This window comes from Promicromonospora sp. NPDC023987 (genome assembly GCF_040639055.1).
Lineage (GTDB): Bacteria > Actinomycetota > Actinomycetes > Actinomycetales > Cellulomonadaceae > Promicromonospora.
Genome location: NZ_JBEZZF010000070.1, coordinates 16,129 through 30,137 on the forward strand (window position 1 = coordinate 16,129; position 14,009 = coordinate 30,137).

General features: G+C 74.5%; 9 protein-coding genes. 8 read left to right on the forward strand and 1 reads right to left on the reverse strand.

Translation table 11 applies throughout. The annotated features are described in order from the left end of the window. The first annotated feature begins 834 nt into the window (after positions 1-834). The 3 genes from AB0F40_RS22925 to AB0F40_RS22935 all read left to right on the forward strand — a co-directional run bounded on the left by AB0F40_RS22925 (position 835) and on the right by AB0F40_RS22935 (position 6,312). Positions 835-1,176, forward strand: a complete 342-nt coding sequence (locus AB0F40_RS22925) for a WhiB family transcriptional regulator (protein WP_253872227.1) — start codon at positions 835-837, stop codon at positions 1,174-1,176. A gap of 163 nt (positions 1,177-1,339) precedes the next feature. Then, entirely contained in the window at positions 1,340-4,714 is a 3,375-nt protein-coding gene (locus AB0F40_RS22930) for a glycosyltransferase (protein WP_357473161.1), read from the forward strand. After that, a complete protein-coding gene (locus AB0F40_RS22935) occupies positions 4,711-6,312 on the forward strand; it encodes a DUF5719 family protein (RefSeq protein ID WP_357473164.1) in 1,602 nt (533 codons plus the stop codon). The genes AB0F40_RS22930 and AB0F40_RS22935 overlap by 4 nt, the downstream gene beginning before the upstream one ends. 31 nt (positions 6,313-6,343) lie before the next feature. Here the strand turns inward: AB0F40_RS22935 and AB0F40_RS22940 are convergent, their stop codons facing one another. Next, on the reverse strand, positions 6,344-6,994 hold the full coding sequence (locus tag AB0F40_RS22940) for a metallopeptidase family protein (protein ID WP_357473166.1): 651 nt from the start codon (positions 6,992-6,994) through the stop codon (positions 6,344-6,346). Between the two features lie 89 nt (positions 6,995-7,083). On the opposite strand from AB0F40_RS22940, the gene AB0F40_RS22945 reads away from it, so the two are divergent. From AB0F40_RS22945 to AB0F40_RS22965, 5 genes are all read left to right on the forward strand, one after another. Next, complete coding sequence (locus tag AB0F40_RS22945) at positions 7,084-8,748, forward strand: DUF2142 domain-containing protein (RefSeq protein ID WP_357473169.1); 1,665 nt, start codon at positions 7,084-7,086, stop codon at positions 8,746-8,748. A 1,549-nt stretch (positions 8,749-10,297) separates the two neighbouring features. Then, on the forward strand, positions 10,298-11,377 hold the full coding sequence (locus AB0F40_RS22950) for a glycosyltransferase family 2 protein (protein ID WP_357473172.1): 1,080 nt from the start codon (positions 10,298-10,300) through the stop codon (positions 11,375-11,377). Further along, positions 11,374-12,531 carry a glycosyltransferase gene (locus AB0F40_RS22955; RefSeq protein WP_357473175.1) on the forward strand — a complete coding sequence of 386 codons (1,158 nt, stop codon included), beginning with the start codon at positions 11,374-11,376 and terminating at the stop codon, positions 12,529-12,531. Before AB0F40_RS22950 ends, AB0F40_RS22955 begins: the two co-directional genes overlap by 4 nt. Continuing rightward, positions 12,504-13,526, forward strand: a complete 1,023-nt coding sequence (locus AB0F40_RS22960) for a lysylphosphatidylglycerol synthase domain-containing protein (protein ID WP_357473178.1) — start codon at positions 12,504-12,506, stop codon at positions 13,524-13,526. Before AB0F40_RS22955 ends, AB0F40_RS22960 begins: the two co-directional genes overlap by 28 nt. A gap of 52 nt (positions 13,527-13,578) precedes the next feature. Next, the gene (locus AB0F40_RS22965) at positions 13,579-13,941 is read left to right on the forward strand and encodes a DUF3499 domain-containing protein (RefSeq protein ID WP_357473181.1); all 363 of its coding nucleotides are present in this window, start codon (positions 13,579-13,581) and stop codon (positions 13,939-13,941) included. Positions 13,942-14,009: the final 68 nt, after the last annotated feature.

A 14,009-nucleotide genomic window follows, 5' to 3' on the forward strand; every position in this document is an offset into this window, starting at 1 on the left:
GCGGACCGATGACTCCGGCGGCGGCCGAACCGCAGGTTGTTCCTGCTGGAACGGTGTGGCGGGTGCCGAGCCGCAACCTGTTCGTCTGTGCCCTCGCCGAACCGCAGTCCAGGCGGGTTTGAGCTTTCGAGTCGCAAGTTGGTGGTCCTCCGGCGGCTCGACGGTCGCCGAACCGCAACTTGTGCATCCCCGTCGTCGGCGAACCGCAATCTACGTGTCAATCACGGCCCCGACCGACCATGGTCGTTCGGTTCGGCGTCGAGGACGACGCTGAGCTTGCGGCTCGACGTCCGTCGGACCGCAGGAAGACCGCCAGCTTGCGGGTCGGCGAGGCCCGTCCACATCAAACTTGCGGTTCGGCGACCAGACACGCCCAACGTGCGGCTCGCCATCTGGCGACCGATCCGGCTGGCTCACCTGGCCCACCCCCCGACTGCGGACCCCGGTGCGAACCTGACTGGCAGCCTGACTGGCAGCCCGACTGGCAGCCCGACTGGCAGCCCGACTCGCGATCCCGACTGGTCCACCCCGGCTGGCCCACCAGGCTCCGCCGCGCGACTCGCCGGTTGCCCCGGGCATATGAAAAGTACGGGTCTTGAGTGAGACGTGCGCCACGACCTGCGGAAGGACTCGTGAATTACCCGTGGAATCCGTGGGCGATAGCACATTTCCGCTTGACGACTCCAGGCGACACGCGTGTAATTCCATGTATGCAGTTTTCGTAGCGCATACGCAACGGGGCCTGGAGACTGCAGGTCTGGCCAGCCACGATTGACTCGGCATGGGTCGGCCGGCAAGGCCCCGGAGCACGGACACGGCATGGAGGGGCACGTCATGTGGAACATTCTGGAATCGGACGTGAAGTTCCCGACTGACGCGGAAATCGCGGCGGTGCCGGTGGCACCGGTCCTGCCGCTTTTCGGCGAGCTGTACGAGCTGACGGAGCCAGACGAGTCGCTGCTCGGCTGGCAGGAGCGCGCCCTGTGCGCGCAGACCGACCCGGAGGCCTTCTTCCCGGAGAAGGGCGGGTCCACACGCGAGGCCAAGAAGGTCTGTTCCGGCTGTGAGGTCAGGGCGGAGTGCCTGGACTACGCGCTGGAGAACGACGAGCGGTTCGGTATCTGGGGCGGTCTCTCGGAGCGTGAGCGCCGCAAGCTCAAGCGCCGCGCGGTCTGAGCCGAAGGCGAAGCGCAGGGTGGGGGCCGAGGTACGAGGCACCCGCCCGAAGAAGAACCGTAGGCTCAGACCGTACGGAAGAGTCTGAGCCCGCGCAGAGGTGGGTCGCCCCCGGCGCGTCTGCGGCGTGTCGACGCAGACGCGCCGCATGATGTGAAGCGAGATGAGCGCTCCACGTACCGACAGCCTGTCGGCTCCCAGCCCGGACCGGGGTCCCCACGACACCACGGTTGGACCGGTTTGGGCCAAGGTCCCGGCCCAGCCCTCCGCCCCCGCGCCGGTCGCCGTCACGGTGACCGCCGTCGTCGTGACGCGCGGCAGCAGTCCCTACCTCGCCGCGACGCTCGCGGCGCTGCGGACCCAGTCCCGCACCCCGGACGACGTGGTGGTCGTCGACGTCGACACGGCCCCGGCGACGTCGGGCCACCAGGACCTGCAGCTCGGTGGCGCGCGCTACGTGGCCGGTGCGGGTGCCCGCACCTTCGGTGACGCGATCACCGTGGCCCTCGCCGCGACCGGCACCCCAGAGCACGGCTGGCTCTGGTTCCTGCACGACGACGCCGCCCCCGCACCAGGAGCCCTCGCCGCGCTGACCCGCGCTGTGGAGCACTCGAACGCCGTCGCCGTAGCGGGCTGCAAGCAGCGGCGCTGGGAGACCGGCCCGGACGGCGAGCCGCTCGACCCAGAGCTCTCGGACCGGGGCGTGCTCCTCGAGGTGGGCCACACGGTGTCGCCGCTCGGCCGGCGCATGACCGGCATCGACGACACGGAGATCGACCAGGGCCAGCACGACTCGCGCGAGGACGTCCTCGCCGTCGGTCTCGCCGGGGCGCTCGTGCGGGCATCGGTCTGGCGCGAGGTCGGCGGCACCGACCCGGCCTACGGCCAGCTCGGCGACTCGACCGACTTCTGCTTGCGTGTGCGCCTCGCCGGCCACCGAGTGGTCGTCGTGCCCGACGCCGTGGTGCGGCACGCACAGGTCGCCCTGCACGCCCCTGGCTCCTCCGGCGCACGGCGCCGCAGCCAGCTCTACCTGCGGCTGACCTCGGTCGCGCCCTGGATGCTGCCGCTCGCGATGCTCGCGATGCTGGTGTGGGCGCCGTTCGCCGCGAGCTACCGGCTCGCCATGAAGCAGCCCGAGCAGGCCCGCGACGAGCTCCTCGCGCCGCTGTGGGCGGTGTTCCGCCTGGGGCCGCTGCTGCGCGCCCGGCGCCGGATCACGCGCACGTCGACGGTGCCCCGCAGCGTGCTGCGGCCGCTGCTCGGGACCTGGCGCGAGGTCGCCACCGAGCGGCGCGACAAGCGGCTCGCCCGCGGCGAGGCCCACCGGGTCGACGCCGCGCCGTCCGAGCTGGAGCAGGCCGAGCTGCAGGCCCTCGCCGCCCGGCGCCGGACCGCACTGAGCGTGGTCGTGCTCGCCGCCGTGGGGCTCGCGGCAGCACTGTTCGGGCCTGCGCTGGGCGCCCTCGCGGCGGGTGGCCGGCTCGTCGGCGGGGCGCTGCTCCCGGCCGGCGGCACGACGGCGACCGCGTGGTCGGCGGCGACGTCCGGCTGGGTGCGGGACGGGCTCGGCACCGCCGCGCCGGCCGACCCCTTGCTGTTCGTCCTCACCGGCCTGTCGGCCCTGGTGGGCGGCTCTCTGCAGCACGCGGTGGACGCGGTGCTCCTGCTGGCGCTGCCGGTCGCCGCCGTCGGCGCGTGGGCAGCGGCGGGCACGGTGACGCGTTCCGTGTGGCTGCGCGTGCTCGCGGCGCTCGCGTGGACCGTCACGCCGGCGTTCCTCGGGGCGCTGGACGGCGGGCTGCTCGGTGGCGTGCTGGCACACGCGCTGCTGCCCTGGACCGCTGTCGCGCTCGTCCGTGCGGTGGGCGCTCAAGCGGTCGACCGGCTCGGGCCGCCCGACGGCGCTGCCGAGGAGCCGGCCGGTGCTTCCGCACGCGCGTCCCGGACGAGTGCCGTGTCGCTGGGCGCGGCGGGTGCGGGCGGCCTGCTGCTCGCCTGCGTCGTGGCCGGAGCGCCCGCACTGCTGCCGGCCGCCGTCCTGGTGCTGATCGGTGCCGTGCTCGTGGCGCCGCGCCGACGCGGCTACCTGGCCCTCGCGCTCGGGCCCGCCCTCGTGGTCGGCGCCCCCCTGTGGTGGACGGCGGTGCGGGACGGCGACCGCGGTCTCCTCACGGCCGAGCCGCTGGCCGGGTCGGGGGTCCCCGCGCCGGGTACGGCGTCGGGCCTGGAGCTGCTGCTCGGCCTGCCCTCGGCCCCCGCCCCCTGGTTCGACGTGCCCGACGGCGGCCCAGCGCTGCTCGTCGTCCACGCGATCGTGACGGCCGGCCCGTGGGCTCTCGGGGTGCTGGTGCTCGCCCTGGCGCTGGTCGGCCTCGGCGCCGCACTGCTGGGCATCGGCCGCGAGCGGGTCGCGGACCCCGGGCACCACGTCGCCGCGCCGTCACTGCTGGGCTGGCTGGTCGCTGCAGCGGGCCTCGGCGTCGCGGTGCTCGCCCAGGACGACGGCCGGTGGTCGGGACCCGGCCTGTCGCTGCTGCTCCTCGGTCTCGGCACCGCCGCTCTCGCGGGAGGCCGCGCGCTCTCGGGCCGGGGCGCGGCGCTCCGCGGCTTCCTCGGTGGGTCCCGCCGGGTCGCCGTCGTCGGGCTGGTCGTGCTGGCCCTCCTGCTTCCCGCCGCGCAGGCTGCCGCGTGGCTGACCGGCTCCGGCAGCGTCGCGGACGCCGGTCGGGCCGGGATGCTGCACGTGACGACCGAGCCGGTGGTGCCCGCCGTCGGGCAGCAGATGCAGGCGCCGCCGCGGCAGGCCCGCGTGCTGGAGGTCGGGCTCGCCACGGACACCGATGGCACCGTCGAGTACGCGCTCCTGCGGGCCGACGGCTCCCAGCTCGCCGACGTCTCGGTGGCGGCCAGGGCGGCGTCGGGCGACCGCCTCGCCGAGGACGACGGACCGGAGAGCACGCTGGACGCCGCGGTCGCGGCCCTGGTCTCCGGCACCACCGAGGGGGTGCCGGAGCAGCTGGCGGGCCTGGGTATCGGTGCGGTACAGGTCCGGTCGGCGGCCGTGGACGCCGGGTCGGGGGCGACACGCGCCGTCGGCGACCTCGAGGCGACGCTCGACATGGTGCCGGGCATGAGCCGGGTCACCGAGGGGCAGGAGGTCTCGGTATGGCGGGTCGCGCCCGCCGACCAGCCCGCGCCCGGCTGGGCCCGCATCGAGGAGGCCGGCACCACGCGCGAGGCCCTGCCGTCCGCAGGCACGACCGTCCGCGCCGACGTCGCGGCGGGCGACGCGGACCGGGCCGTCGTGCTGGCGGAGACCGCGGGCTCGGGCTGGCACGCGACCCTGGACGGACGCCGGCTGGAACCGGTGGCCGAGGAGGCCGGGCTGCAGGCCTTCGCGCTCGGGCCCGACGCCGGGCAGCTCGTGGTGCGCTACGAGGCGCCCCACCGCACGGCATGGCTGGTGCTCACGACGTTCACGCTGGTGGTCTTCGCCCTGCTGGCCCTGCCAGTGGGACGCAGGAGGGTTCGATGAAGCGCAAGAAGCTCACGGTGCCGGCGGTTGCCCGCCGGACGGCCGCGGCGGTGGGCGGCCTGCTGTGCGCGATGGCGGTCGCCGCGCTCGCCGTCACGCACGACGCGGGGCAGGTCGCGGCCCCGCCGGCGGACGGCGTGCGCGCCGTGCCCGTGGCCGCCGCCGAGACCGGGCTGGTCTGCCCGGCGCCCGCGGAGCTGCAGCAGCCGGACGTCGGCGACGACGAGTTCAGCGCAGCTCCCGTCGAGACCACGACGGAGCTGGCCACGGCCGTCCTGGACGCGGCCGACGACGCCGAGCCTTCGGTCACCACCCTCGACGGGGACCGGTCGGCGGGCCTCACCGGCCAGCTCGAGGCCGGTGACCTCGCCCAGGTGCGCGCGGGCGAGCTCGACGGCGCCCGCATGGTGCGCGTGACACCGAGCGGCGGGACCTACGTCACCGGGACGGTGGCGTCCGTGACCACCGAGGGCGACCTGCGCGGCATGGTCGCCGGCCCGTGCGCGGTGCCGACCGTCGAGCACTGGCTCGTGGGCGGCGGCACCTCGGTGGGTTCGAGCGGCCGCCTCGTGCTCCAGAACCCCGGTCGGACGCCCGCCACCGTCAGGCTGGAGGCCTGGGGTGCCGCCGGTCCGGTCGTCCTGGGGAGCCAGTCGCTCGTCGTGGTGCCGCCGGGTGAGCAGGTGGTGACCATGCTGGAGGCCGTCGCACCCGACCAGAGCCGCCTCGCCCTGCGCGTCACCGCCGAGGGCGGCCGGGTGGGCGCCTACGTCCAGCACCACCGGATCGAGGGCCTGGTGCCGGCCGGCGCCGACCTCGTCGTGGGGGACGGCGCCCCGTCGCGCACGACGGCGGTGTCGGGCGTCGTCAGCACCGGCGAAGCCGTCGACGACCCGCACGCGCCCCGCCTCGACCTCCTGGCACCGGGCGACACCGCGGGGACGGCGCGGCTCTCGGTGCTCGGGCCCGACGGGTCCGTCCGGCTGCGTGGCAGCGAGGAGGTGGCGCTCGAACCGGGCCGGCTCACCACACTGCCCCTGGGCGGGCTTCCCGAGGGTAGCTACACCGTGGTCGTCGACGCCGACGTCCCGGTCGTCGCAGGCGCCGCCGTGGACCGCAAGGGTACGGCCGCGGAGGACGCCGTGATCGACGACGACCCGTACGACCGGGCGTGGCTGGCCGGGCAGGCGGTGCCGACCGAGGGCATCGTGGCCGACGGCGCGGTCGCCGTCCCGGAGCACGCCTCCTACGGGGTGACGCTGAGCGGCGTGCCCGACGAGCGCGACCCGGAGCAGATCGGGGACGTGGAGGGCAGCACCGAGGTGACACTGCGGGGCGTCGGGCCGGACGGCGACGAGGCCTGGACCCGCACGGTCGACGTGCCCACCGGGGGGACCGTCGAGCTGGAGTGGGCGGAGCTGGCAGAGCTCGGCGACGCCGTCGCGGTCGTCGCGGAGCAGCCGGCGGACGAGCCGGGCGTGGTCTGGTCGGTGCGCATCGCGGACACCGACGACTCCCTCTTCTCCGTGCTGGCGCCGACAGCGCCGCTCGCGGCGGGCGGGGACGTGCGCGTGCGCAGGGTCGACGCCGTCGGCTGAGCCGAGGCCCCGTGCGGCGTCCGGCCCGGGTTCAGGACCGGTCGCCGAAGTTCGGGTCGATCTCCTCCGGGGTCCGGGCCAGCATGTGCGCGACCTGCTCCACGACGACGTCGCGCACCAGGTCGGCCAGGTCCTCCCGGTCGAAGGCCCGCACCTCGACGGGCCGCCGGTAGACCACCACGCGGCCGGGCCGGCCGGCCTCGGCGGGGAAGAACCGGCCGAGCAGCACGCCGCCGTCCTCCCACGGCGCGGGGTCCGACGGCGGGACGTCCTCCACCGCGAACTCGGTACCGTGCAGCTGCGTGGCCCAGACCCGGTCGAGGTCCTCGACGACGTCGAGCACGAGGTCGTCGAACCGCTGCGCACGCGTGCGGTGCGCGGGCGTGCCGGGCGGGAACATGGGGCCGCGCAGGCCGCGGCCGCGACGGTCCCTGCGGCGGGGACGGACGGACCCGCCGGAGGCGTCACCCGGCTGCGCAGCGGAGTCACCGGGCCGGATCGCCGCGAGCCGGAGCAGGTCGGCCTGGGAGGCCTTGGGGATACCGGACGAGCTGCCCGGACCGGGGGAGCCGTTGGGTCCGGCGGAGCCGCTGGGGCCGCTGGGGGTTCCGGGGGAGCTGCCGGCCGGGCCAGGACCGCGGTCCGACCGCCGATTCCGGCCACGAGGAGAAAACGGAGGCACCTACCGACGATACGTCCGATCGGGGGTGGGTTCGGGCACCGCCACGGTCGGTCATCCCACGGCCGACCGAGCACCCCTATCCTGTGCGTGTGCGCGACGATCCCGCCGAGGCGGCGTACCGCCGGGCGCTAGCCCTCATCACTGCCCTCGTCACGCTGGTCGGTGTGTGCTGGGCGGTGCTGACCCCGGCGTTCCGGGCCCCTGACGAGCCACAGCACGTCAACAGCGTGCTGCGCCTCGCGTACGGCGGCGGCTGGCCCGCCGCCGGCGAGGCCCTCGTCGGTCCGGCGATGGACGAGGCGCGCGACCAGGCGGCGCTCGCGACCGACGTACCCGGCAGGCACCTCGACCGGGAGGGCATGCCCCCGTTCGTCGCCGTGCCACCCGTCCGTGACGTCGAGCGCGGCACAGTCACCGACGGCAACGCGCTGGCCGACCCCGTCCCGCCCGGTACCGACACCAGCGGGCTCGACCCCGAGGCCGTCGACCAGATGACGCAGCACCCGCCGCTCTACTACGCGGTGGCCGCCGGCGTGCTGCAGCTGACGGGCACGGCCGAGGCGCGCTGGGACGTCCAGCTCCTGGTGCTGCGGCTGTTCGACGTCGCACTCCTGCTGCCCGTGCCGCTGCTGACCGCCGCGGCCGTACGGCGCCTGACCGGGTCGCGCGCGGCGGCGCTGGTGGCGGCGTCGTTCACGCTGTTCGTGCCACAGGTGGGCCACATCCTGGGCAGCGTCACCAATGACGCGCTGGTCACGCTCAGCGGGGCGATGATCACCTACCTGAGCGCCCGGGTGGCCACGGGCGACCTGCGGCCGCGCACGGCGGCCCTGCTCGGCGCGGCGGTCGGCCTCGGGCTCCTCACCAAGGTCATGGCGGCGTTCGCGGTGCCCATGGTGGTGGCCGCCTACCTGCTGGCGCCCGGGCCACGCGCCAGGCGCGGGGCGGGGGTGCTCATCGCGGGCGGGGCGGCGCTCGCCGTCGGCGGCTGGTGGTGGCTGCGCAACCTGCTGGTGGTGGGGACGGTCCAGCCGGTCGGTATCCCGGACCGGTTCGTCGAGGACGAGCCGCACGGCCTCTGGTACTTCGTCCGGGTCGTGGTGACGAGCCTGACCCGGTCGTTCTTCGGCAACTTCGGCTGGCTGGAGATCCGCGTGCCGGACGCCGTGTTCTGGACCGCCGCCGCCGTCGTCGCGGCGCTGTGCGGCCTGGCCGTGGTGCGCGGTCCGGCGCGCCGAGCGACCGCGGTGCTCCTGCTGCTGCCCGCCGCGCTGTGGTGCGGCGTCCTGGTCAACGCCTGGCCCGACTACTCGGCCCACGGGTGGATCTCCGCGGTGCAGGGCCGGTACCTGTTCGCGGGTCTCCTGGCCCTCGGGACCGGGACTGCGCTGGGCCTGCACGCGCTGCTCGGCACGCGGCTGCGCAGAGGGGTGCCCTGGGTGACCGGAGGGGCGGGCGCAACGGCGGCGAGCGGGCTCGCCTTCGGCTTCTGGGGCTTCTACCAGGGCCCGGGACAGTCCGTGGCCGACGCCGCGGCCCGCTGGGCCGGGTGGAGCCCGCTGACCGGCCCTCAGCTCGTGCTGGTCGGGGCCGTGACCGTGGTCGTGGCTGCCGCTGCCGTGGTGGCGTCCGTCCGGTTCGCGCGTGCCGCGCTGATCTCGCGGACCGCGCGGAGCGCGAGCACCGCGGAAGCCACGATGGTCGCCGCCGCCACCGCGCCCACGACTGCCGCGGGCAGAGACGCCTCGGCGTAGTACCCAGGCTCAGGGGGCGTGCCGAGCTCGACCGACAGCCAGACCGCCAGGTCGAGGACGGTCACCGCGGTCCAGGCGGGAACCAGCAGCCGGGGCCGTACCGCGAGGCCCGCTGCGATCGCCAGGCACAAGGCGACCGATACCACCAGCAGGTAGCGCGGGTACACCCCGCCACTGCTGGCGGCGTACGCCACCTGGACCGATACCGAGACGAGCACCGCGATGACGGGCAGGGCGCGCAGCAGGAGCTCGTCCGGTGCTCGCTCGACCAGCAGCGCGCGGCGTCGGACCGCCGTGACCAGCGCGACCACCAGCGGCGTCCAGACGAGAAGGACGGCCGTGACGACGAGCGTGGTGACGGTGAGCGGCGTGTTCGGAGGGAGGCGCCCGGCCCACCAGAAGAGGTCGGGCAGGCGGAGCCAGGTCTCCGGGTCGGCCAGCACAGCCCACACGGGCCGCTCCTGCCGGTTCTGGTTCTCCAGCGCCCAGTCGAAGTGTGACCCGGTGACGGTTCCGGTGAGCTGCACGTTGCGCAGGTAGAACCATCCGCTGGTGGCCAGCACCGCTCCCGGTCCGGCCAGCGCCAGCGCCACGACGTGCGCCCACCGGCCGCGGCCCTGGCCGGCCCGGATCGCGCCCGCGGCCAGGGCGACGGCGGCGACGACGGCGGCGATGAGCGCCGCCGACAGCCGGGTGAACGCACACGCCGCGGCGACGAGCGACAGCCACGTGATCAGCCGGGCGTCGAGCCCACGCCGCACGGCCGTCGCGGCCAGCCCGAACAGCACGGTGACCCCGGTGGCGGCCAGCAGGTCGTTGTAGGCGTTGCCGCCCACGTGCGCGGCGGCGGGCATGGCGCCGACGAGAAACGCGACGAGCGGTGGCAGCACGCTGCCGGGCCGCGTCAGGCGTCGGGCGCTCCACCAGACCGCGAGCACGAAGGCTCCGCTGAGCAGCACGTTCACCCCGCGCGCCGCGTAGACGGCGGCGACCGGGTGGCCGGCGTCCGCCAGGGGGCCCACCAGCGGGGCGACCAGCAGGTAGTACAGCGGTGGGTGCTGGGCGGTCCACTGCACGGGTGCGAGCCAGGCGCCGTCGGGCCGCAGCTCGAGCCCGTCCTCGAAGACCGGGAGCTCGCCGTGCCACACCTGGTAGGCGTAGTCGACGTGCGGTGGCTCGTCGCCCGTCGCGTACGGGGCGTCCGTGAGGGCGACCACCAGGGCCAGGAGCATTCCCGAGACCACGGCGCAGAGGAGGGCGGTCCGCTCGGCCTGTCCACCGCGCCGTAGCAGTGAGCGGGTGCGGGGCCGGCTTTCCGGCCGGGCGGGCGCGCGCCTCAGCACGATCAGCCGCACGACGGCCGGGACCGTACGGGGTCGGGTCACGCGAGCAGACTAACCACGGCCCGACGACTGATCCTGGCGCTGTGATAACGGCCGGATAACAGTCGCTCCAGGGCACCTGATGTTCATGCTCCGGCCATGTGCCGTGCTTAGCCTTGTGGCGCCACTCACTGCTTGCCCAAAGCCGCTACTGAAAGCACAGGGCCATGAAGCTGTTCGTGCAGATTCCCTGCTTGAACGAGGAAAAAACCCTTCCTCTGGTGCTTGCCACAATTCCCCGCAACATTCCGGGGATCGATGAGGTCGAGATCTTGGTCGTGGACGACGGGTCCACGGACGGCACCGTTGAGGTGGCGCGGCGCCTCGGCGTGCGGCACTTCGTGCACCACACCCGCAACATGGGCCTGGCCAGGTCGTTCAGGGACGGTATCGACTACGCGCTCCGGCACGGTGCCGACATCGTGGTGAATACCGACGGCGACAACCAGTACCCGCAGGAACGTATCGGCGACCTGGTGATGCCCGTGGTGCTCGGCGACGCAGACATCGTGATCGCCGACCGGCAGACCGGTAGCATCGAGCATTTCTCGCCGCTCAAGAAAGCGCTGCAGAGTATAGGCAGCAATGTCGTGAACTTTGCCGCGGGAACCGACCTTCCCGACGCCGCGAGCGGCTTTCGCGCGTATTCCCGTGGGGCGCTGATGCGGCTCAACATCGTCACCCAGTTCAGCTATTGCATGGAGACGATCATCCAGGCCGGGCACAAGCGGCTGCGGATCCAGAGCCTGCCGGTCACCACCAACCCGAGGACCAGGGAGTCGCGGCTCTTCACGAGCATGTGGCAGCACATCGCCAAGTCCGCCCAGGCGATCAGCCGGTCCTACGTGATGTACAAGCCGCACGTCGTGTTCATCACGCTCGGCCTCGTCTTCGCGCTCGGTGCCGCGGTCCCGTTCGGCCGGTACGCGGTCCTCCTGGCCGCAGGCACCGGCGGCCAGCACCTGCAGTCGATAGTGCTCGGGGCGACATCCCTCGTGGGGGCTCTGCTCAGCTTCGCCCTGCTCGTGCTGGCCGACCTCCAGCGCACCAACCGGGTCCTGCTCGAGGAGACGCTGGAGCGGCTCAAGGACGTGCAGTACGGCACGACGGCGGCACCGGCAGCGACCGGATCGGCGGAGAACCGGTCGTCGTCGGGAGGCAACGAGCCGGGACCCGTCGACCGGGCCGGGCAGCTGGACCGGACTCGGCCCGCAGGATCTCCCGACGTCGCGGCGGCCGTGCAGTGATCGCGTTCGGCACCTACGACGCCGCGCGACACCCACGCATCGCCGTCCTCGTCGCCGGGCTGCGCGCCCACGGCGTCAAGGTCACCGAGCTGAACCGGCCGCTCGGCTTCTCCACCGCCGACCGCGTCCGCATGCTCCAGCAGCCGTGGCGGCTGCCCGCCCTCGCCGGTCGGCTGCTGCGCTGCTGGGCGGGCCTGGTGGGCGACGCCGCGCGGCAGCGGCGAGCGGAAGGTCGCCCCCGTGCCGTGCTCGTCGGATACCTGGGCCACTTCGACGTACTGCTCGCCCGGCTGCTGTACCCGCGCTCGGTGGTCGTGCTCGACCACCTGGTCTTCGCCGGGGACACCGCCGCCGACCGCGGGGCGGCGGGCCTGCGCGTCCGGCTGCTGACGGGCCTGGACCGGCTGGCCGTCGCGTGCGCCGACCTGGTCGTGACCGACACCGAGGAGCACCGCCTGATGCTCCCCGACCCCGACAAGGGCGTGGTCGTGCTCGTCGGGGCCCCGGACGACTGGCGCGCGGCGGGCTCCCCGCGGGCTGAGGCCTCGCTGGTTGAGCCCTCGCTAGTTGAGCCTGTCGAAACCAGGGTCTCGACCAGCGACCCCTCAACCGGCGAGCTGTCCGTCGTGTTCTTCGGGCTGTACACCCCGCTGCAGGGCGCACCGGTGATCGCGGAGGCCGTGCGCGACGCCGTCGCGGCCGGTGCTCCGCTCCGCGTGACGATGGTCGGCTCCGGCCAGGAGCTGCCCCGGGTGCGCGACCTCCTGGCCCGGACGCCGGGCGTGACCTGGCACGACTGGGTCGAACCCGACGAGCTCCCCGCCCTCGTGGCAGGTCACCAGGTGTGCCTCGGCATCTTCAGCGACACCCCGAAGGGCGTGCGGGTGGTGCCGAACAAGGTGTACCAGGGGCTTGCCGCAGGTTGCGTGGTCGTCACCTCGGACACGCCCCCGCAGCGCCGCGCGCTGGGACAGAACGTCGAGCTGGTGCCGGCGGCCGACCCCGAGGCGCTCGCGGGCCGCCTCGCCGAGCTGTGCGACCCGGAGACACTGGCGGCCGCCCGGGTGCGTGCCGCGCACGGCCGTGACCGGATCCGCCCGCAGGTGGTCACCGAGCCGCTGGTCGCGTGGCTGCGCCGTCGGGCCGCGTCGTGACGACAGGCCCGGCAGCCACGACGACGAGTGCCGGACGCTTGATCGTGCGGGGCGCCCTCGCCGCGCTCCGGTCGCCGTGGGTGCGGTGGGGCTTCCTCGTGACCGCCCTGGTGCTGGCCGTCTGGTACGTGCTCGGCAACCGCGCGGCCCTGGCGCGGGCCGCGGGCGACCTGTCCGCGACCGACGTGGTCCTCGTCGTCGTGCTCGGGGGCCTGTACGTGTGGTGCACCCTGCTGGCCTGGCGCGCGGTGCTGGCGGACCTGGGGTCGCCCCTGTCGGTGCGGAGCGCCGTCGCGGTGTTCGGGATCAGCCAGCTCGGCAAGTACGTGCCGGGCGGTGTCTGGAACATCGTGGCCGCCGCGGAGGTCGGCGCGGGACACCGCGTGCCGCGCAGCCGGTCGGCCACGTCGATGCTGGTGGCCGTCGCGGTGTCGGTCGCGTCGGGTGCCGCGGTCGGCGCCGTGGCGTTGCCGTTCGTCTCCGCCGGCGCTCTGGGGGTGTGGTCCTGGGTGGTGTGGGCGGCGCCGGCGATCGTGGTCGTGCTGGCCCCGCCCGTGCTGAACCGGCTCATCGGTCTGGCGCTGCGGATCGCCCGGCGGGGCGGGCTCGACCACCCGATGACATGGGGCGGCCTGGCCCGCGCCGCGGCCTGGTCGGTGGCCGGGTGGCTCGTGGCGGGGGTGCAGCTCTCGGTCCTCTGCGCGGGGGTCGGCCTGCCGCTCACCGTGCGGACCTTCGCCCTGGTGACCGGCGGCTGGGCGCTGGCCTGGACCGCCGGGTTCCTGTTCGTGGTCGCACCTGCCGGTGCGGGCGTGCGAGAGGTGGTCCTCGCGGCGGTGCTCGCCGGGGCGCTGCCTGCCCCGGCCGCCGCGCTCGCGGTGCTCGTCAGCCGGGTGGTCCTCACGGTGATCGACCTGCTCTTCGCGGGTGCGGGACTGCTGCTGGCACGCGGGGTGCGGCACCCCGGTGCGCGGCCTCCGCCGGTCCGCCCGTGACCGCCCGGGCGTGTTCGGCGCGTTGTGCCCGGTCAGGGCGTAGTCTCGGCGCGTGAGATCGGTGAGACAGTGTTCGCGCTCGGCCTGTACAAACGCGGCCGTAGCGACGCTCACGTATGTGTACGCGGACTCGACGGCGGTACTGGGTCCGCTTGCGCACCTGGCCGAGCCCCACAGCTACGACCTGTGTGCGGAGCATGCCGAACGGCTGACCGCGCCGCGTGGGTGGGAGGTGGTCCGCCTCATGCCCGAGTTCGAGGACGCCGGGCCCAGCCCGGACGACCTGTCCGCACTGGCCGACGCCGTGCGTGAGGCCGGACGGGCGCGCCGTCCGGCGGAGCCGCCGTCGGTCACCGAGACGGCGCGCCGCGGCCACCTGCGCGTCCTGCGCGCCGACGACAGCCCGTCTGCCTGAACCCGCCTGTTGATCCTGCCGGGGTGGTCGGTAAAAGGTCAGGTGGTCGGTACCCAGGGGTGCCGACC